This window comes from Hoeflea algicola (assembly GCF_026619415.1).
GTDB classification, from domain to species: domain Bacteria; phylum Pseudomonadota; class Alphaproteobacteria; order Rhizobiales; family Rhizobiaceae; genus Hoeflea; species Hoeflea algicola.
The window spans coordinates 1,971,432-1,991,013 of record NZ_JAOVZR010000001.1; the positions used below are offsets into that span (position 1 = coordinate 1,971,432).

23 protein-coding genes are annotated in these 19,582 nt (G+C 60.1%); 16 read left to right on the forward strand and 7 right to left on the reverse strand.

All coding sequences use genetic code 11. The features are described from left to right. Positions 1–20 precede the first annotated feature (20 nt). Positions 21–491, reverse strand: coding sequence for an Lrp/AsnC family transcriptional regulator (locus OEG84_RS09685; RefSeq protein WP_267653560.1), 471 nt, complete (start codon positions 489–491; stop codon positions 21–23). A gap of 307 nt (positions 492–798) precedes the next feature. On the opposite strand from OEG84_RS09685, the gene trxB reads away from it, so the two are divergent. Next, the gene (trxB, locus tag OEG84_RS09690) at positions 799–1,773 is read left to right on the forward strand and encodes a thioredoxin-disulfide reductase (RefSeq protein ID WP_267653561.1); all 975 of its coding nucleotides are present in this window, start codon (positions 799–801) and stop codon (positions 1,771–1,773) included. Between the two features lie 83 nt (positions 1,774–1,856). Next, complete coding sequence (locus OEG84_RS09695) at positions 1,857–2,753, forward strand: LysR family transcriptional regulator (protein ID WP_267653563.1); 897 nt, start codon at positions 1,857–1,859, stop codon at positions 2,751–2,753. 1,087 nt (positions 2,754–3,840) lie between these two features. Here the strand turns inward: OEG84_RS09695 and OEG84_RS09700 are convergent. Then, positions 3,841–4,893: an NAD(P)H-binding protein gene (locus tag OEG84_RS09700; RefSeq protein ID WP_267653564.1), complete on the reverse strand. Its 1,053-nt coding sequence runs from the start codon at positions 4,891–4,893 to the stop codon at positions 3,841–3,843. Between the two features lie 93 nt (positions 4,894–4,986). On the opposite strand from OEG84_RS09700, the gene OEG84_RS09705 reads away from it, so the two are divergent. From OEG84_RS09705 to OEG84_RS09715, 3 genes are all read left to right on the forward strand, one after another. Next, a complete protein-coding gene (locus tag OEG84_RS09705) occupies positions 4,987–5,907 on the forward strand; it encodes a LysR family transcriptional regulator (RefSeq protein WP_267653568.1) in 921 nt (306 codons plus the stop codon). Positions 5,908–5,980: 73 nt separating this feature from the next. Beyond that, the gene (locus OEG84_RS09710) at positions 5,981–6,532 is read left to right on the forward strand and encodes an RNA polymerase sigma factor (protein ID WP_267653569.1); all 552 of its coding nucleotides are present in this window, start codon (positions 5,981–5,983) and stop codon (positions 6,530–6,532) included. Then, the gene (locus tag OEG84_RS09715; RefSeq protein WP_267653570.1) at positions 6,525–6,887 is read left to right on the forward strand and encodes a DUF6768 family protein; all 363 of its coding nucleotides are present in this window, start codon (positions 6,525–6,527) and stop codon (positions 6,885–6,887) included. The genes OEG84_RS09710 and OEG84_RS09715 overlap by 8 nt, the downstream gene beginning before the upstream one ends. Positions 6,888–6,990: 103 nt before the next feature. Here the strand turns inward: OEG84_RS09715 and OEG84_RS09720 are convergent, their stop codons facing one another. Beyond that, complete coding sequence (locus tag OEG84_RS09720) at positions 6,991–8,193, reverse strand: pyridoxal phosphate-dependent aminotransferase (protein ID WP_267653571.1); 1,203 nt, start codon at positions 8,191–8,193, stop codon at positions 6,991–6,993. Positions 8,194–8,380: 187 nt separating this feature from the next. Here OEG84_RS09720 and OEG84_RS09725 point away from each other — a divergent pair, with 187 nt between their 5' ends. Both OEG84_RS09725 and OEG84_RS09730 read left to right on the forward strand, forming a co-directional pair. Then, a complete protein-coding gene (locus tag OEG84_RS09725) occupies positions 8,381–9,319 on the forward strand; it encodes an EAL domain-containing protein (protein ID WP_267653572.1) in 939 nt (312 codons plus the stop codon). A gap of 128 nt (positions 9,320–9,447) precedes the next feature. After that, positions 9,448–9,693 (forward strand): hypothetical protein, encoded by a 246-nt coding sequence (locus OEG84_RS09730; RefSeq protein WP_267653573.1) that lies wholly within the window; start codon positions 9,448–9,450, stop codon positions 9,691–9,693. Here the strand turns inward: OEG84_RS09730 and OEG84_RS09735 are convergent. Next, on the reverse strand, positions 9,668–10,180 hold the full coding sequence (locus OEG84_RS09735) for a YdbT family protein (RefSeq protein ID WP_267653574.1): 513 nt from the start codon (positions 10,178–10,180) through the stop codon (positions 9,668–9,670). The genes OEG84_RS09730 and OEG84_RS09735 overlap by 26 nt on opposite strands. 184 nt (positions 10,181–10,364) lie before the next feature. Between OEG84_RS09735 and OEG84_RS09740 the strand changes: the two genes are divergently transcribed. The 7 genes from OEG84_RS09740 to OEG84_RS09770 all read left to right on the forward strand — a co-directional run bounded on the left by OEG84_RS09740 (position 10,365) and on the right by OEG84_RS09770 (position 15,440). Beyond that, on the forward strand, positions 10,365–11,471 hold the full coding sequence (locus OEG84_RS09740) for a PQQ-dependent sugar dehydrogenase (RefSeq protein ID WP_267656145.1): 1,107 nt from the start codon (positions 10,365–10,367) through the stop codon (positions 11,469–11,471). 70 nt (positions 11,472–11,541) lie between these two features. After that, complete coding sequence (locus tag OEG84_RS09745; protein WP_267653575.1) at positions 11,542–12,033, forward strand: DUF1499 domain-containing protein; 492 nt, start codon at positions 11,542–11,544, stop codon at positions 12,031–12,033. 143 nt (positions 12,034–12,176) lie between these two features. Further along, entirely contained in the window at positions 12,177–13,079 is a 903-nt protein-coding gene (locus OEG84_RS09750; protein ID WP_267653576.1) for a DMT family transporter, read from the forward strand. A gap of 352 nt (positions 13,080–13,431) precedes the next feature. Beyond that, positions 13,432–13,674 carry a DUF1344 domain-containing protein gene (locus tag OEG84_RS09755; protein ID WP_267653577.1) on the forward strand — a complete coding sequence of 81 codons (243 nt, stop codon included), beginning with the start codon at positions 13,432–13,434 and terminating at the stop codon, positions 13,672–13,674. 268 nt (positions 13,675–13,942) lie between these two features. Continuing rightward, positions 13,943–14,179, forward strand: a complete 237-nt coding sequence (locus OEG84_RS09760) for a DUF1344 domain-containing protein (RefSeq protein WP_267653578.1) — start codon at positions 13,943–13,945, stop codon at positions 14,177–14,179. Between the two features lie 353 nt (positions 14,180–14,532). Then, positions 14,533–14,745 (forward strand): cold-shock protein, encoded by a 213-nt coding sequence (locus OEG84_RS09765; protein ID WP_267653580.1) that lies wholly within the window; start codon positions 14,533–14,535, stop codon positions 14,743–14,745. A 284-nt stretch (positions 14,746–15,029) separates the two neighbouring features. Beyond that, a complete protein-coding gene (locus tag OEG84_RS09770) occupies positions 15,030–15,440 on the forward strand; it encodes a BA14K family protein (protein WP_267653581.1) in 411 nt (136 codons plus the stop codon). Between the two features lie 137 nt (positions 15,441–15,577). Here the strand turns inward: OEG84_RS09770 and OEG84_RS09775 are convergent, their stop codons facing one another. From OEG84_RS09775 to OEG84_RS09785, 3 genes are all read right to left on the reverse strand, one after another. Further along, positions 15,578–16,225 (reverse strand): MBL fold metallo-hydrolase, encoded by a 648-nt coding sequence (locus tag OEG84_RS09775; protein WP_267653582.1) that lies wholly within the window; start codon positions 16,223–16,225, stop codon positions 15,578–15,580. A 95-nt stretch (positions 16,226–16,320) separates the two neighbouring features. Further along, positions 16,321–17,208: a mechanosensitive ion channel family protein gene (locus tag OEG84_RS09780; protein ID WP_267653583.1), complete on the reverse strand. Its 888-nt coding sequence runs from the start codon at positions 17,206–17,208 to the stop codon at positions 16,321–16,323. Positions 17,209–17,435: 227 nt separating this feature from the next. Next, positions 17,436–17,894, reverse strand: a complete 459-nt coding sequence (locus tag OEG84_RS09785; RefSeq protein ID WP_267653584.1) for an Lrp/AsnC family transcriptional regulator — start codon at positions 17,892–17,894, stop codon at positions 17,436–17,438. Positions 17,895–18,052: 158 nt separating this feature from the next. On the opposite strand from OEG84_RS09785, the gene hppD reads away from it, so the two are divergent. Together hppD and OEG84_RS09795 are read left to right on the forward strand one after the other, a co-directional pair. After that, positions 18,053–19,162: a 4-hydroxyphenylpyruvate dioxygenase gene (hppD, locus tag OEG84_RS09790; protein WP_267653585.1), complete on the forward strand. Its 1,110-nt coding sequence runs from the start codon at positions 18,053–18,055 to the stop codon at positions 19,160–19,162. Between the two features lie 102 nt (positions 19,163–19,264). Next, positions 19,265–19,537, forward strand: coding sequence for a hypothetical protein (locus tag OEG84_RS09795; RefSeq protein WP_267653586.1), 273 nt, complete (start codon positions 19,265–19,267; stop codon positions 19,535–19,537). Positions 19,538–19,582: the final 45 nt, after the last annotated feature.

Here is a 19,582-nt window from a genome sequence, read left to right on the forward strand (position 1 = left end):
GCAGACCGTGCTGAAACGCCCTACAGCGCCACCAGCCCGTCATCCTTGACCTGACGGATGGTCAACATGGTGCGCACCGTGTCGACATTATCGGTGGCGGTGAGTTGCTCGATCACGAAATCCTGAAAATGCGTCAGATTGCGCGCCACGCAATGCAGCAGGAAATCCGATTCACCCGACACCATCCAGGTTTCTCGCACGATCGGCCATTCATTGGTCATCGCCGCGAACGCCTTGAGATTGGCGTCGGACTGATGCTTGAGGCCGACCATGCAGAACGCCACCAGGTCAAAACCGAGACTCGGTGCATTGAGCAGCGCCCGGTAGCCGCGGATGATGCCGGCCTGTTCCAGTTTACGCACCCGCCTCAGGCAGGGCGGTGCAGAAATGCCGACCCGCTCGGACAGATCGACATTGGTGATCCGCCCGTCGGCCTGAAGCTCGCGCAGGATCTTGATGTCAATCGTATCGAGTTCAGCCTTGATCGTCATTGATCCATTCCCGTTTGATACCCGGATTGAGGGTTGACCCGGTACCGAATCTTGCCGATAGGCGCCCTGCTTGCGAAACTTTATTGCGCCACGGTAGTGCTGCTGTAAAGCCTCAGGCGGGGGTGAAAGCGCGATGTTCTGTGCGTAACCACATTGTTGTGCTTGAAACCGCACCGTGCCCATACCTAAATGACACTTTGACCGACGCGCGCTTTGCTGCGTGTTGCGGATTGGCCAGCTTTCGGATTTGATGCGTCGCAAGACTTGGCTCAATTTGGCTGTCTTCAACTATTTTCAGGATTGTCCCATGTCCAGCCGTCACGTTCCCGTTCTTATTATCGGCTCAGGCCCGGCGGGCTACACTGCCGCGATTTACGCAGCCCGCGCCATGCTCGAACCGGTGCTGATTGCCGGCATGGAACAGGGCGGACAACTGATGATCACCACCGACGTGGAAAACTATCCCGGCTATGCCGAGCCGGTGCAGGGCCCGTGGATGATGGAGCAGATGCTCAAACAGGCCGAACATGTCGGCGCCGAAATCGTCAACGATCTGGTCACCGAGGTCGAGATGACCCAGCGGCCGTTTACCGTGAACACGGACTCGGGCGCGGTGTGGACCTGTGACGCGTTGATTATCGCCACCGGAGCGCAGGCCAAGTGGCTGGAAATCCCGACCGAAAAGCAGTTCATGGGATTCGGCGTCTCCGCCTGCGCCACCTGCGACGGATTTTTCTACCGCGGCAAGCATGTGATCGTGGTCGGCGGCGGCAACTCCGCTGTCGAGGAAGCGTTGTATCTCTCCAATCTGGCAAGCCAGGTGACCGTGGTTCACCGGCGCGACAGTTTCCGTGCCGAAAAGATCCTGCAACAGCGGCTGTTCGACAAGCCCAACGTCGACATCATCTGGGATACCGAGGTGATCGAATATCTCGGCGCACCGGCGCAACCGCCGATGCCGGCTTCCGTCAATGGTGCCCGGTTGAAAAACCGCAAGACCGGCGAGATCACCGACATGCCGATCGATGGCATCTTCGTCGCCATCGGTCACGCGCCCGCTGTCAGCCTGTTCAAGGACAAGCTCAAGCACAAGCCGAACGGCTATTTGTGGACCGCGCCGGATTCGACGGCCACCGATGTGCCCGGGGTTTTTGCCGCAGGCGACGTCACCGACGACATTTATCGGCAGGCGGTCACCGCCGCCGGCATGGGATGCATGGCCGCACTTGAAGCGGAACGCTATCTCGCCGGCCAGGTCAGACACGCCGAAGCCGCCGAATAGGCGGCCACGCGCCGCAATGAAGCCGGAAAACCGGCAAAATAATAAGGCCGCAACAAACACGGCCGGGGGGAATTGTGAGTAACATGCCGCTCGATTGGGATAAACTGCGCATATTTCACGCTGCCGCGGAGGCAGGCTCCTTCACCCATGCGGCAGAAAAGCTGCACATGTCACAATCGGCCATCAGCCGCCAGGTTTCGGCGTTGGAAATGGATATCGGCGCCAAGCTGTTCCATCGCCATGCCCGCGGCCTGATCCTGTCGGAACAGGGCGAGATCCTCTACCAGACGGCCCACGAGGTGCTGATGAAACTGGAGTCGGTGAAAAGCCGGCTGACCGAAACCCGCGAGTTGCCCTCGGGCAAGCTCAGGGTCACCACCACTGTCGGGTTTGGCCAGAGCTGGCTGACCGAGAAGGTGCAGGAGTTTCTTGATCTCTATCCCGACGTCCAGGTGCAATTGCTGCTCGACAACGACGAGCTCGATGTCAACATGCGCATGGCCGATTGCGCCATCCGCCTGCGCCAACCGCAACAACCGGACCTGATCCAGCGCCGGTTGTTCACGGTGCATTTCCATATCTATGCTGCACCTTCCTACATCGCCCGACATGGCGAGCCGAAGACGCTCGACGATCTGGACCATCACCGCATTGTCACCTTTGGCGAACCGGCGCCAAACTACCTGCGCGACGTCAACTGGCTGGAGATTGCCGGCCGCAGCCCGGAAAATCCCCGGATGGCGCATTTGCAGATCAACAACATGCCGGCGGTGCGCCGTGCCACCCTCAACGGCACCGGAATATCGCTGCTGCCCGATTATATGGTCAGCCGCGACCTAGCGCTGGTCAAACTCGATATTCCGGCCGACATTCCCACCTTCGACACCTATTTCTGCTACCCCCAGGAAATCAAGAACGCGGCCAAACTCAAGGCCTTCCGGGATTTCCTGATTTCCAAGGCGCGCAACTGGAGTTATTGAGCGCGATCTTCTCAAGCCGGTCCAAGGACGACCGGATTTGCCGACCCGAGGGAAAATACTCGTTTAAAATGCAGGTATGTGCCAAACGCATGGCTGGCATGCGCAAGCTACCCTTGCGTAATGCTCAATAAAGCACCATATCGATTATAGCTGATGCACCTTTGGCGGCCTACTCCTCCCAGTGCCGCCGCATGAGCTGTTCCCCTCTGGAGGTTTTTGACCTTCATACTTGATTGGGCCCGAGAGCAATCTCGCGGCCCATTTTTTTGCCTGAATTCTGCCTCTCGGTGACCCACCCTGCGCACAGGATGTGCATCGCAGCAATTGCATGCGCCGACTGCATGGCTGGCATGCGCCATCTGTCCTTGCGTAATGCTCAATAAAGCACCATATCGGCTGCAGCTGATGCATCTTTTGGCGGCCCTCCTCCCAGTGTCGCCGCATGAGCTGTTCCCCTCTGGAGGTTTTTGACCTTCATACTTGATTGGGCCCGAGAGCAATCTCGCGGCCCATTTTTTTGCCTGAATTCTGCCTCTCGGTGACCCACCCTGCGCACAGGATGTGCATCGCAGCAATTGCATGCGCCGACTGCATGGCTGGCATGCGCCATCTGTCCTTGCGTAATGCTCAATAAAGCACCATATCGGCTGCAGCTGATGCACCTTTTGGCGGCCCTCCTCCCAGTGTCGCCGCATGAGCTGTTCCCCTCTGGAGGTTTTTGACCTTCATACTTGATTGGGCCCGAGAGCGATCTCGCGGCCCATTTTTTTGCCTGAATTTTCGCCGGAAGGTAAATGCGGAAGCATAGAATATATGCACCGCAACAATGGCATGCGCCGACTGCATGGCTGGCATGCATCATCCATCCTTGCGGGCTGCTCAATAAAGCACCATATCGACTGCAGCTGATGCACTTATGGCGGTCTACTCCTCCCAGTGCCGCCGCATGAGCTGTTCCCCTCTGGAGGTTTTTGACCTTCATACTTGATTGGGCCCGAGAGCAATCTCGCGGCCCATTTTTTTGCACCTGTCCCAAAGGCCGGTCAGAACGCCGGTGTCGTGGACGACCGGCGCACCCAACCGCAGCTCACGCCGCCACGCTTTCGGCATCAGCCACCAACCGCTGTTGCGAAGCGGATGGACCAGCTGCCGCGTCAAGACAACCGAGGCTGACCAGGGTTTCGCGGATGGCCAGGTCGATCGGTGTATGCGGCTCCGCGCCAAGAAAGCCGACCAACTTGTCATTGCTCATACGCACGGGCTTTTGCCAGAGATAGCGCATTTCCAGAAGCTCCGGAAACACCGGCACGAACGGTCGGGCGAGACGCAACAGCCACCAGGGAAACTGCTTTGTGCGCAACCCAAACTGGCCGGTCACGCGGCGGATGGCGGCACCCAGCTGGGTACCGTCATGATCCCAAAACCCCTCCATGTGAAAGCGGGCGAATGACGGCAGTTCGTCGGCGCGCTCGACCAGCCGCAACATGGTTTCGGCAACATCGGGCAGATAGGCCCATTGATGGCCGACGCCAGGTGCTGCCGGGTTGGTGATGCTTTTAACCGGCGCGCCGGGCTTGATGACAGCCTGCGCAAACCAGTTGTTGCCGGCGCCGGGACCAAAGAAATCACCCGCCCGAACCAACAGCACCTGGGTGCCACGCCCGGCCGCAGCCTCCAGCCGCTGTTCCAGCTTAACGCGGATCTTTCCCTTGAACGTCACCGGGGTCTGCGGGCTGTTCTCGGTGATGAGGTCCACGGAGTCCGGGCTGTAATTGTAGATCGTCCCAGGCATCAGGATGCGCGCGCCAACGGCCTCGGCGGCAGCGATGGTGTTGTCGATCATCGGCAGCACCAGCGTGCCCCAGTTGCGATATCCGGGCGGATTGACCGCATGCACGATCAGGCACGCGCCCTGAGCGGCCCGTATCACGTCGTCGCGGTTCATGGCGTCGCCACCGACCCATTCATATTGCGGCGTGATCACAGCTTGCGCCTGCGCATTACGGTGCATCGCCCGCACCGCGTAGCCATTGGCGTGCAGCTTGGCCGAAACTGCCGCCCCGATGCCGCCGGTTGCACCCAGCACGAGCGCCAGTCGATTGCCTGCACCAGGCTCTGCCTTGTTCTCGTTAACAGTCATGTTCTCTCTCCTGTGGTTTGGATGAGGACATCATGCCGACAAACTCAACTAACCGGAATTGTGTATTTTTCTAGAGTTGCTATACATAAATGTATGACGAAGACAGTTCTCGACTGGGATCACTACCGAACCTTTCTGGCTCTCCTGCAGGAAGGCTCGCAATCAGCGGCAGCCCGCGCGCTGGGCCTGACCCAGCCGACTGTTGGGCGGCATCTCGACGCGCTTGAGGCTGCCGCCGGCAAGCCGCTGTTCCTCCGCTCCTATCAAGGATTGTTGCCAACCGAGACCGCGCTGAGCATGCGCAGCTATGCCGAAACCATGGCCGCAAGCGCCGCCGCTCTAGCACGGGCCGCTTCGGGCGACAGCGCAAGCCCCGAAGGCACCGTTCGGATCAGCGCCAGCGAGGTGATCGGGCTCGAAGTTCTACCGCCCATTCTGGCCCGGCTTCAGGAAGATTATCCGCGTCTGACAATCGAGCTCTCGCTCTCCGACGCCGTCGAGGACCTTCTCAATCAGCAGGCAGACATTGCCGTAAGAATGGTGGAGCCGACCCAGGGCGCCTTGGTGAGCCGGCGGATCGGTGGCATTCCGGTCGGCATATTTGCCCATCGCTGCTACCTTGAACGGCACGGCATCCCGGAGACGACCGAAGATCTTGCGTCACACCGACTGATCGGATTTGACCACCAGTTCGTGTATGTACGTGAGATAGCGAAACAATTTCCCGGTTTTGCAAACATACGCTTCGATTTCCGCACCGACAGCAATGTCGCTCAACTGGCGATGATCCGGGCCGGTGGCGGTATCGGCATGTGTCAGGTCGGGCTGGCCGACCGCGATCCCGATCTGGTGCGGTTGTTTGCCGGGCAGATCGACTGGCAGTTGATGACCTTTCTGGTCATGCACGAAAACCTCAGGATGGTTCCACGCTGCCGGGTGGCGTTCGACGCCCTGGCTGAGGGACTTCTCGATTATCTCGGCACGACGCCGACACCGGCGCCGCAGAGCAATTAGATCTTTTTGTCCCTGCGTTGAACCGATCCACCGGGAGAACCCACCTTGTCGTATCAGAGCAGGGAAATGCCGGATGCGCAGCAAGCAGCAAATCGTCGAGGAATATCTGGTGGCCGGCGCGCGCCTGGGTAGCCGCAAGGCGATTGCTCATCTGGCAGACCTGCGCGGTCCGAGCCTGTTGCGCCATGCACTGAGGTTGCTGGGCAACCGCGAGGATGCCCAGGACGCAGTTCAGGAAGCCTGGATCGAGATCATCAGCGGCCTGCCAAAATTGCGAGACGACCGCGCGTTCCCTGCCTGGGCCTACCGCATCGTCACCCGGCGGGCGGCACGGCTGATAAGCGGTCGCGTCCGACGCCGCCAGCAGGAAGCCTACGCCGCCATGGAATCGGATCTGACGGTGGAGGAGACCGGCTCGCTTGCAGCAGATGCACGGGCCGTTCGCCTGGCCATCAGAGCACTGCCACCACCACAGGCCGCGGCGATCTCACTGTTCTACCTCGAAGACATGAGCGTTGCCGAAGTCGCCATTGCCCTCGATGTGCCGCCCGGCACGATCAAGACGCGGTTGATGCACGCCCGCGCCAAACTGAACCAAGCCCTGAAAGGAGACGTCGATGAGTAAACTCGACCAATTGATTGAACAGGCCCTGTCCGACCAGGACAAGGAGATGCTGCGCGAAACCCGGCAACTGGGCTGGTTTGCGCTTGGCGCCAGCCAGTTCAGCGGCAAGCTCGGCTGGGTGACATGGGTGATCATGGTGGTACAGATCGCCCTGTTCATCACCGCTGTCTGGACCGGATGGCATTTCTTTGCCGCCTCAGAGCCGCTGACCGCGCTGAAATGGGGACTGCCCTCGGCAACGCTGGTCATTGTGGCAACGATTCTGAAAACCAGTCTGATGCCGCAGATGCAGGCTGACCGGATCCTGCGCGAACTGAAGCGGGTAGAACTTATGATCGCTCAAAAGGCCGGCTGAAACGCTGTGTTGGCACCGTCCGCCTAATCGCGCCGCCCCATAGCAAAGACCCCGCCCTGGGAGCACCAGAGCGGGGTCTTGTATCGCGTTCGCGAGTGGTTGATCAGCGCAGTGCTGCGCAGAAGCGCTGGATCCGGTTGCAGGCTTCTTCCAGCAGTTCCTCCGAGGTGGCGTAGGAAATCCGGAAGTTCGGGCCCTGGCCAAAGGCCGAGCCGTGGACAACGGCGACGCCTTCGGTTTCCAGAAGTTCGGTGACGAAATCCGCATCGGTTTCGATCACCTTGCCCGATGGGGCGGTCTTGCCGATCAGCTCGGCGCAGGACGGGTAGACGTAGAACGCACCCTCCGGGGTCGGACACTGGATGCCCTTGGCCTGGTTGAGCATCGACACAACCAGATCGCGCCGGCCGCGGAAGATTTCCTGGTTCTTTGGAATGAAATCCTGGGTGCCGGTCAAGGCTTCCAGCGCCGCCCACTGCGCGATCGAGCAGGCACCCGAGGTCTGCTGGCCCTGGATCATGTCCATCGCCTTGATCAGTTCCAGCGGACCGGCGGCATAGCCAATGCGCCAACCGGTCATGGCATAGGCTTTCGACACGCCGTTCATGGTCAAGGTCCGGTCTTTCATCGCCGGCTCGATCTGGGCCGGTGTGGTGAAGACGAAATCGCCATAAGTCAGATGCTCGTACATGTCGTCGGACAGGATCCAGACATGCGGATGGCGCATCAGCACATCCGTCAGCGCCTTCAGTTCGGCTTCAGTGTAGGCCGCACCCGAGGGGTTGGACGGCGAGTTGAACATCAGCCATTTCGTCTTTGGCGTGATCGCAGCCTCCAGATCGGCAGCAGCGAGTTTGAAGCCGTTCTCGATCGTGGTTGGCACGAACACCGAGGTGCCGCCGCAGATCGCCACCATCTCCGGATAGCTTACCCAATAGGGCGCAGGGATAATGACTTCGTCGCCCGCATTCAGCGTTGCCATGAAGGCGTTGAACAGGATCTGCTTGCCGCCGGTGCCGACAATGGTCTGCTGCCAGTCGTAATCGAGATTGTTCTCGCGCTTGAACTTGGCGGCAATCGCCTTGCGCAGTTCCGGAATGCCCGAAACCGGGGTGTATTTGGTCTCGCCGCGATTGATCGCGTCAATCGCCGCCGCCTTGATATTGTCCGGGGTGTCAAAATCCGGTTCGCCCGCACCAAGCCCGATGACATCACGGCCCTGGGCTTTGAGTTCCCGCGCCTTCTGGCTGACGGCAATGGTGGCGGACGGTTTGACCCGGGAAAGGGCGTCGGCGAGAAAGGCCATGGAAAGCGCTCCGATACTGCGAATGAAACGGACGGGCGGCGTTGGCGCCCGGCACGTTCTATGTCGCAACGGTGCCTCTGATGCAAGCCACAAGGCCCCGGTTTGACGGCAGCTCTTAACGCTGGCGAAAGGTTTATAGGCTAATTTTGGCGATTAAGCAGCCACCGAAACCGGAGACCTGCGCAAAATGCCAGGGCATCGCGAGCCGCATTTTCTACAGGACGACCGGGGATTTTTCACCACATCCTACGGGCCGTTTGCCCTGCGCTCTGCTTTCCAGCCGATCTTTAGCCAGAACCAGGACGGGCAACTGACCCTGGAAGCCTTCGAGGCGCTGATCCGCCCCACCCGCGACGGCCAACCAATCTCGGCGGTGCATTTCTTCTCAGTCGTCGAACCCGACGATGCGGTCGCCGTCGATTCGATGTGCCGCGAACTGCACATTCTCAACATGGGCAAGCTCGGCCGCAAAAAGACGCGGCTGTTCATCAATTTCAATCCCAGCCTGTTCGACGCCCTCACTGAGACCGATGACGAGGTTGACCGCATGGTCGATGTCGCCGTCCGCGCCGGTCTCAGGCCTGGCCGGATTGTTTGCGAGATCACCGAGCAGAGCAGCCACAACCCGGCCGTGCTCGACCGACTTGTGGCAGGCCTGCGCTCGCGGATGTTCAGGATCGCCGTCGACGATTATGGCGCTGACGATTCCGACACCCAGCGGGTGGACGACCTCAAGCCCGATATTCTCAAATTCGACGCCGCATGGGTGCGCCGTTTCACCGAGACCAGCGCCGGCATGGGTCTGCTCAAGCTGATGGTCGAGCAATTCACCGAGCGCGGCATTACCGTGCTGTTCGAAGGGCTGGAAGAGGACCACCAGGTCGAATTCTGCCGGGAGATAGGCGTGCAACTAATGCAGGGCTACACCCTCGCCCGCCCGGAAATCGTGCCGACAAGCTTCGATGAGCGTTTTCCCGACCCCTTTGCCGGTGAACCCGCCAAGGCGGTGCGAAAACACATCATCGGGGCGCCGGCACCACAGTCGGCAGTCGCGTTCACCGGCCACATCCTGCCCGTGACAATCCCGCCGCGCCGCACCGCAACCTTCGGCAAGCGCACCCGCTGATCACGCGGCTTTGATCCCCGACACAATCTTGACACCAGATCGCACTCGACGCGCCACAATCCGGTCGGATTGGCGTCCACTTCCCGCTGTTAGGTGGAACCCGGACAAAGAAAACGGGGAATGCGACAATGCTGCCTGAAGATGACTATCTACGCCTCAAGCCCGCCAACAGCGAACGCAAGACGGCAGTCCGGATCGCGCTGGCAGCGCTGTTGGGATGTTTCGTGTTGATATCAGTGCTGGCTCTCCAGGCGAGCATTACGCCGGGGACAAGAACCGGCAGCTACATCAGTCACAACAACGAGACCCGAGAACTGATCCGCTCACGCGATGTGGCATCCCATGTCATCAAGCAGGACTATTCGTCCCATTGATCGCCGGACAGCGCGCCGTCACTTCCAGGAGGGCGCTATCGGCCCGGGCCATGCCGGACACGATCACCCGCGGCTGAGCGCCACGCTCGATAATCAGCGATCCGGCGCCGGTCAGCCAGCCCGACAGGCCACGGCGAACAGAAAGGCCGGTGATAGAGGCATAGGCAACAATCACTGGATCGCGCGCCGGAAATCCTGGGTGCGCCTCGAGATGGGCGCCGCGTAGCGTAAGCCGGGTGGTCGACAGCCTGAGCCCGGCATGGACCAGCAAGATCGGCACCCCGATCACCAGAACCAGCATGCTGACACGGGCCAGATGCCCCCCGCCCCTGCCGGTCTGATTGAGAAACAGCCACAGCACCGCATAGCCGGCAGCCACCACCAGCGCCGGCAGAAACAGCGCAGTGGCGCTGGCACGCCAGAACAGCCGGTGACGACCAGCCTGCTCGGGTACCTTCATCTCGATTTGCGAATCAACGCTGTCCATAAGTGAAGAGTTTAGTCGGAATTTACGGTGTGTCATGGACGAGTTGCATGCCAGGGGCTGTTCCCCGCGCTTCCCACGCCCTATCCTGAACAAGATAGCAAAGAGGTGAACCATGTCGAAGAGCAGCATTGCTCCCCGAAGCAAAATCCGCATCAATGTCATCACCGGGCTTTGCCTCGCCGCGATGCTCACAGGCACAGCAGCCGGGCAAGCACGTGACACAGTGCCCACTCAGGAAGTCTCGATCGACGTCGACATGCTCGCCTCCGGCCTCGACCATCCCTGGGGCATCGAGGTGCTTCCCGACGGCGCCATCCTGATCACCGAACGCAGCGGCGCGCTCAGGATGCTGCGCGACGGAGCCCTGTCGGCACCAATCAGCGGATTGCCCGAGATTGCGGCACAGGGCCAGGGCGGATTGCTCGACATCGCGCTCAGCCATGATTTTGCCGAAAGCCGGGTCATCTTTCTGAGTTACAGCACGCGCGGCGACGGCGGATTTGGCACCGCCATTGCCCGCGCCAAGCTGTCGGCGGACAGCGCCTCGCTGAGCGATGTCAGGGAAATTTTCCGGATGAACCGGTTCACCGATGTCGGCAGGCATTTCGGATCCCGCATCGCCGTGGCCCGGGACGGAAGCCTGTTTTTCACCATCGGCGACCGAGGTGACAGCGAGCGCGCCCAGGATCTCCGCGATCACGCCGGCGCTGTGTTGCGGATTGACCCGGATGGCGGGGTGCCGGCCGACAATCCCTACGCCAAGGGCGGCGGCGCACCCGAACTCTGGTCAAAAGGACACCGCAATCCGCAGGGCCTCGACATCGACCCAGAAACCGGCGTGCTTTATGCCGTCGAACACGGCGCGCGCGGCGGCGACGAGATCAATCTGCCCAAGCCGGGGCTGAACTACGGCTGGCCGATGATTGCCTACGGACGCCACTATTCCGGCGCCGAGATCGGTATCGGCAGCGTCGCCGAGGGCTATGAGCAACCGGCACATTACTGGGACCCGTCGATCGCGCCCGGCGGCATGGCCGTCTATCGCGGTGCGATGTTTCCCGAATGGGATGGCGATCTGCTGGTCGGCGCGCTCAAGTTCCAGATGCTGGTCCGCCTTGACCTCGACGACGAATCCGGCGAAGTGCTGATCGAAGAACGGCTGTTCAAGGGCGATTACGGACGCATACGCGATGTCCGCGTCGCCCCAGACGGCGCGGTGCTGATGGTGACCGACGAGGACAACGGCGCGATCCTGCGGATATCGCGCACGCCCGAGGCCCTCGACGACTGACCATATTAAGCCTGCTGCTCCGTGAACCGATCACGACCGGTATGCAAACAACCGGAAAGCTTCTCTTGTCATGATCAAGACAATCCTGTGGGGCGTCGCCGCGCTTATCGGCATCATTGTGCTCGCCTTTGTGCTGGTTGGCCGGGGAAGAAGCTGGGAACTGATTGCCGGCTCGCCCGACCGGGGCCAGTATGACTTTGCCGCCGCACCGCGCAGCTCCACCGCCAACGACGCGCTGGCCTGCAGCCCCGGCATGTGCGCCAAGCCCGATTTCAACCTCGAACCGGTGAACGACGCGCCAGCCGCAGCCATCTCCAACCTGGTTCAAAAGCTGCTCGCGTCCGATGATCTGGCCCGCCGGGTCGATGACGGCAACAACCCGGCAACCGCCCGGATTGTCACCTATTCGCCCACCATGCGCTTTCCCGACGTGATCCATCTCGAGGCAAGGCCGTTGGCCGACGGCCGCACCGGGCTGATGGCCTATTCAGCAGCTCAGCTCGGCAAATCCGATTTCGGCGTCAACCGCGCCCGTCTGCAAGCGCTGTTTGACATCAAATAGCGCTGCTTGAGGCCACTAAGCTCTCGCGGAGCAGCTGACCATCAACGCCAGCCCTTGCAATGCTGGCTTCTTGCTTGCTCGCAATGGACGCACCTGCTAGCGCTCGGCTTTACACCTTGCAGTCTTTCTACCGGATCAAGCCCATGCCGCGTCATCTCGCCAATCTGCTGTTATTGCTCGCCGGTGCCATCTGGGGCATGGGCTTTGTCGCCCAGTCGACGGCGATGGACAGCATTGGCCCGTTCGTGTTCATCGGGCTGCGCTTTCTGGTGGCCGCCATCGTGCTCGCCCCCTTTGCCTTGCGCGAATCGCGCCGGGCGGCGCATCCAGTGTCATCACCGCATCTGGCGGGCTTCGCGCTGATTGGCTTGACCCTGTTTGTGGCAATGGCTCTGCAACAGGTCGGCCTGACCATCACCACCGTGACCAATTCTGGATTTCTGACCGGGCTGTATGTAGTGATCGTTCCCTTCATCACCCTGTTCGTGCTCGGCCAGCGGCTGCATCCGGTAATCTGGCCGGCGGTGCTGATGACCTTCATCGGCATCTGGATGCTGGCCGGCGGCAGCCTCACCGCACTCAACGTCGGCGATCTCCTGACCATCGGTTGCGCTGTGCTGTGGGCAGTGCAGGTGATCCTGGTCGGCCGCTATGTCGGCCCCAGCGGCCGCCCGCTGACCCTGTCTTTCATCCAGTTCGCACTGGCTTCCGTGCTCGGCCTTGGCGTCGGCTTCGCCACAGAACCGTTCGAACTGGCGCAGATTACCGCCGCACTGCCTGAGATCCTGTTCGCCGGCCTGTTTGCCACCGGGCTCGCCTTCACCTTTCAGGTGATTGGCCAGCGTTACACCACCGCACCGCAGGCGGCGATCTTCCTGTCAACGGAATCGCTGTTTGCCGCCCTGTTCGGTGCCGTGGTCCTTGGCGAGCGAATTCCGGCGCTGGGCTATGTTGGCGGATTGCTGATCTTTCTCGCCATCCTGTTGGCTGAGCTCGGCCCCCTGGTCCGCACTGCGCGCGCCGCCCCTAAGCCTGAAGCGCCGTAAAGCCACGCCCCCCGCACCTGTCCGCCCGCACCACGATCTTTCCGAAACTCAAAATCGGCCACCACCGGTTCGGACAAGTTGTGATCAACCTTACCGGGCAACGGTGACGATTGCGCCGCAATCAGGGCAAAATCGCGGCACGCAGAACCCCATGATCCGCAAGCTTCTTTGCCCTCGAAAATGAGAAAGAGACCCCACTCGGGGTCGAGAAATTTCATATTATGGCGCAATTATGTCATTGTTTTTGTTCGTTTTATTCACGCCAAGTGATTTGCGTCAGTACGCCATCGCCGCCTAGCTTCACCGTGCACGCACCAATCCCGGTGCGCAGGCAAGACAGGGAACCAAGACGATGATGAAGATTGTAGTCACCGCAGTTTCAGTGATCACGCTGGCCGGCTCCGTATTGGCCGGGGAGATCGAAGGTGTGGTCACCAATTATGACCCGGCTACCCGCATGATCGTGCTCGAAAGCGGCGAAGCCTTCCGTCTCACCGACGGGGTAGAGCTTGACGGTCTTAAGCCCGGCGGCACCGTGGTCGTCACCTACAATGACGGCACCACCGACGCCACCTCGGTGGCCATCACCCAATAGTCCGGACAGGTTTTCAGGGCACGGTCCCAGCGCCGTCAGACCCATGCCTGTAGCGCCGCGCAGGGCCGGAAAATCAGCGCAAAAACCAATATCGATCTGATTGGATCATGGCAAAATTGCGCCGCTTTCGGTCTTGAAAAATATATCTTTTCACCGCTTGCGCCGGACATTTCTCCAGCGCATATCACCGCCGTCCCATCGGGTCCGACATAGCCCGGCAAATCTGCCGGCCGGCCCCGGATCGGGCTACCAACCTATGGAAAAAACCATGAACAAGTTCGTTGCAATCGCACTCGCATCCGCAGCCATGATCTCGACCGCCTTCGCCGGCGAAATCGAAGGCGTCGTCGCCAATGTTGACGCCACCACCGTGGCGCTCGAATCCGGTGAAACCTTCACCGTGGCCGAAGGCGTGACACTGGACGGCGTCGAAGCTGGCCAGACCGTCTCGATCACTTTCAACGATGGCACCACCGAAGCCACCGACGTCGCAATCGTCGAGTAATCGCAAAATCCGGGCCGGGCCGCGCGATGCGGCCCGGCTTGGTTGTGGCCGGCGCTCATAAACTTTTGCTTGCCAATTTTAGACAAAACACGCATCCTTGGCGTGTTCGGGCAATTTGCGAACACGGGAAGACCAGAAACATGCGAACCGAAGACGCACAAAAAACTTCGGGCGGCTGGGATGAAAACCCTCATACCAAACGGTATGAAAGGACAAAGCTGTCTAAATCAGGACCTTTCCAAAAACTTCAAAAACTGCCTGCCATAACCCCCGCGCCAATGCGGGATATGACATGACGCTCGCTGACCGGAAAACCAAGGGGAACCCGGAAAGCAATCAGAGGACCTGAGAGCATGGCCGAAACTGGTACCGTAAAATTCTTCAATGTTGACAAGGGCTTTGGCTTCATCAAACCCGATAGTGGCGGAGCGGACATCTTTGTCCACATCTCCGCTGTGCAAGCTTCCGGCCTGACCGGATTGGAAGAAAACCAGAAGGTATCCTTCGACACCGAGCCCGATCGCCGTGGCAAGGGACCGAAGGCAGTCAATCTGCAAATCGCCTGAACAGCATCAGCGCGACCCTGACAGAAAGCCCGGCGATGTGCGATCGCCGGGCTTTTTTGTCCGCCGGTCATTCCCGCCGGAATTTCGCCTGACTGCGGCATTAAGATTTTGTTCAGCCACCGTTCAGCTTCACCCCGATAGGGTTCAAGCAAGCCGGAAGTGCCGGCCACAAACGGGGCAATGCCCCCGCAGCCGCCAACTCGAAAGGACGTTCAGATGTTCCCCTTCGCCAAGAAATTCGGCATCATCATGCTCACTGCGACAACCGCGATCGCCCCCTCACCGTGACGGCCGCCGAGGCGGGTGGACGCCACTGGCAGCGCAGCCAGGTTGACGAGCGCAGCCGCCAATACAATTACCGCGAATACGAAGCGCAGCAGCGCCTCCAGCAACAGCGCCGCCCGATCTACCGCCAGCACCGCCGCAACAACAATGATGGTGTAGCACTCGGCATTATCGGCCTGGGCGTCGGCGCCATCATCGGCGGGGCGATCGCCAACAGCCATAATAACCCGCGCGTAACCTACGAGCAGCCTCGCGTGCGCAACCAAGCACGAACCGCGAGCGGCGGCAGGTACGAACCCTGGAGCAACTCCTGGCTCCGCTATTGCTCGGACAAATACCGGTCGTTCAATGCCTCGACCGGTACCTATCGCGGCTATGATGGACGCGACCACTTCTGCGTCGTCAATTGATGTCAACCGGCCTGGGTAAACGATAAGCCCGGGCCTGACGCAACAAAGCAAAACGCCGCGCGCTGGCCCCAGCGCGCGGCGTTTTGTCGTTGAGTGCAGCAAGGCAGGCGAGTGACCGGCAGTCTGCCGGCCCTGGCCTACAGGCCGGTTAGAAACGGGTTGTTGCGACGCTCGTCGCCAATCTTGCCGCCGGGGCCGTGACCGCAGATGAAACCGATCTCGTCGCCAAGCGGCAGCACCTTGTCGCGGATTGAATCAAGCAGCGCCCGATGATCGCCCCCCGGCAGGTCGGTACGTCCGATCGAGCCGGCAAACAGCACATCGCCAAGGTGGGCAAACCCTTCCTTGCGGTTGAAGTAGATCACATGACCAGGCGCGTGGCCGGGCGTGTGGTAGACCTCGAATTCATGTTCGCCGAACGAGACCTTGTCACCGTCGTTGAGCCACTGGTCGGGGGTTACGTTGCGGACGTCCATTTCAAGCCCGAACATCTTCGCCTGCGCCTCAAGCCCGGAAAGCAACGGCAGATCATCCTCATGCGGGCCGATGATGCGGACCTTGAGTTTTTCGCGCAACTCGTCGGCGCCGCCGGCATGATCGATATGACCATGGGTAAGCCAGATCGCCTCAATGGTAATCCCGTTCTCGGTGATGGTCTGCAGGATCACGTCGACATCGCCGCCGGGGTCGATCACCACGCCGGACTTGCTGTCATCGTCGAACAGGATCGTGCAATTCTGCTGGAACGAGGTGACCGGGATGATGCCCGCGCGCAAATTGCCCATGATGATTTTCCCAATTGATCTCGATTCGGTGCCGCGCAAAGTGAACGTCAGGCGCTCCATTGTCACCCCCTCGCCGATGCGAGGCAGCCAGGTGTTTATTGCTGATCCGGTTTCTCGATTGCCAGTGACCCAGAATAGGAAATCTGCGGGAACGGGATCGATATGTTGTTCTTATCAAAGGCGACCTTGGCAGCCTTGGTCATGTCGCGGCTGGTGACCCACCAGTTCGCGGAACTGGTCCAGTAACGCAAGGTCACCGAGACCGCGCTGTCGCCAAGCTCGGAAACGAATACGTCGGGTTCCGGATCCGCCAATATCCGTTCCTCTGCCCGGGCCAGGTCCATCAGAACGCCCTGAGCTTTTTCAATGTCATCCTCGTAGCCGATACCGATGACAAGATCGTAACGCCGTTCCGGTCGCCGCGAGTAATTCGTCACCGGCACGTTCCACAACAGCGAATTGGGCACCATCCGGTACAGCCCGTCGAAGGTTTTCATTTCGGTGGCAAACAGCCCGATTTCCTGCACCGTACCAGCAATACCGCCGGCATCGACATATTCGCCGACCCGGAAGGGGCGCAAAACCAGCAGCATGATGCCAGCGGCGATGTTCTGCAAAGTGCCCTGCAGCGCCAGACCGATCGCCAATCCGGCAGCACCCAGCGCGGTGATGATCGACGCCGTCTGCACCCCGAACTGGCCAAGCACCATGACGGCGACCACCACCAGCACCGCATAACGGACAAACACCGAAAAGAAGCCAACAACCGTTTCATCGACACGGCGCGTGCGTGTGAGCAAGCTGCGGACCCAGCGACCAAGCAGCCGCGAGATGATCCAGCCGGCGATCAGAATCACGATCGCCCCCAGCACCGACACCGAATAGGTCAGCACCAAGAGTTGAAAGCTCTTCAGGGCCTCGCCTCCAGAATCCCACAATTGTGCCAGTTGGAAATCCGATGCCACCGTCTTTATTTCATCCATGCTGCGTCAAAACCCCTTTGATTTGCCTCAACCTAGCGCACCCGACAAACCCACAACGAACGCTGCAAATGATCCCATGTGATTACAGCAGGCACCAAAGCCCGCGGCCAGCCAACGTCCCGGCTTTGTTATCGTTCCGCTCCAGATAGGCACCCCCGACCGAATGTAAAGCAGCAACGTGTCCCGGCAACCGGCTCGGTGCAGGTCGAGCCAACCACCTGCACCGCTCAAACCGGCAAGGCGCCGCCCTCCTTGAGGGTATCGAGCACGATCGCGGTCTTGACGTGCTGGACAGATTCATGCGGCAGCAACACGTCGCTGACAAAGGCTGACAGACTGCGCAGGTCCGGTGTCACCACCTTGATGATGTAATCCATCTCGCCGGTTAGGGAGTAGGCTTCCAAAACCTCAGGCAAGCCGCCGACCAGACGAGCAAAGCGCTGGGCGTTGTCGCGATTGTGCGTCGCCAATGTCACCGTTATCAGGTTGACGATACCGACCCCGAGTTTTTCACGATCGAGATCGGCGCGGTAGCCCTTGATGAAGCCCTCCTGCTCCAGACGGGTCCGCCGACGCGAGCATTGCGAGGCAGACAGATTGATCTTCTGCGACAACTCGTTGTTGGTCAGCCGGCCATCCAGTTGCAACAGTCTGAGCAGCTTGCGGTCGAATTCATCCAGATGCACAACAAGCCTCCATTATCGTCTTTGTATGCATGAAAGATGCGCACATCAATCAATTTGCGCGCCATATGCATGCACCTTGCATCAAATATGCAGCATCATGCGCATCAGTCAACAAGCGTGGGCGATCATGATCCGCGCGAGCATAGAGGAGTGACATGATGGGCCCGTTCCCCCACGATGCGCCACGCGCGGAAATTTCGGAAGACAACCCGGCCGGCACCAACGGTTTCGAGTTTGTCGAATTCGCCCATCCCGAGCCCGAAAAGCTGGAAGCGCTGTTTACCCGCATGGGTTATCAGCCAGTGGCCCGTCATCGCGAGAAGGCAATCACCGTCTGGCGCCAGGGCGACATCAACTACATTCTCAATGCCGAAAAGGGCTCGTTTGCCGACCGCTTCGTCACCACCCATGGCCCCTGCGCGCCGTCAATGGCCTGGCGCGTCGCCGACGCCAAAAAGGCACTCGCCCATGCGGTGTCGAAGGGGGCCGAGGAATATACCGGTGACGACAAGACGCTGGATGTGCCGGCGATTGTCGGCATCGGCGGGTCGCTGCTCTATTTTGTCGACACCTGGGGCGACGAGGGCTCGGTCTATGACGCAGACTTCGACTGGTTGGGCGAGCGCGACCCGAAACCGGAAGGCGCAGGCTTTTACTATCTCGATCACCTGACCCACAATGTCATCCGCGGCAACATGGACAAGTGGTGGGATTTTTACCGCGACCTGTTCAATTTCAAGCAGATCCACTTCTTCGACATCGAAGGCAAGCTGACCGGCCTGGTCTCCCGCGCCATTACCTCGCCCTGCGGCCGGATCCGCATCCCGCTCAACGAATCAACCGACGACAAGAGCCAGATCGAGGAGTTCCTGCGCAAATATAATGGCGAGGGCATCCAGCACATCGCCGTGGGCACCGATGACATATACGAGGCAACCGACTGGATAGCCGGCAAGGGCGTCAAGTTCATGCCCGGCCCGCCCGACACCTATTACGCGCAGTCGACAACACGGGTGCATGGCCACGACGAGCCGATCGAGCGGATGAAGAAGCACGGCATCCTGATCGACGGCGAAGGCGTGGTTGATGGCGGCATGACCAAGATCCTGCTGCAGGTATTCTCCAAGACGGTGATCGGGCCGATCTTTTTCGAATTCATCCAGCGCAAGGGCGACGAAGGTTTTGGTGAAGGCAACTTCCGCGCGTTGTTTGAATCAATCGAGGAAGACCAGATTCGCCGCGGGGTTTTGATCGATGCCGCCGAATAACCCATGTACAACGCCGGGGCGGAATTGACTTAAGCCTTGTTCCGGCCTCAACTCTTGCTCCGTCACGATAAGGCGGGAGATAACAACAAGAGGGATTACGGAATGGAAGCTCTTCTTCCTATTATTATTCAACTGGTCGGCGGCGCGATCGGCGGCAATGCTGTTGGCGCAGCACTTAAACAAGCAGCGTTGAGCCCTGTTGGTCGATCCGTCATTGGTGCGGTCGGTGGTGTCGGCGGCGGTTTACTGCTCAGCGTACTTGGCGGTGACATGGGTGCCTTGTCAGGCGTGCTCGGCGATGCTGTGGGCGGCGTTGCCGGTGGCGGCTTGCTGGCCGGCATCGTCGGCATGGTGATGAGCAACATGAAGAAATAACGGCCTCATCTACAAACAAGTAAAGGCGGCCTCCTTCCGGAAGGC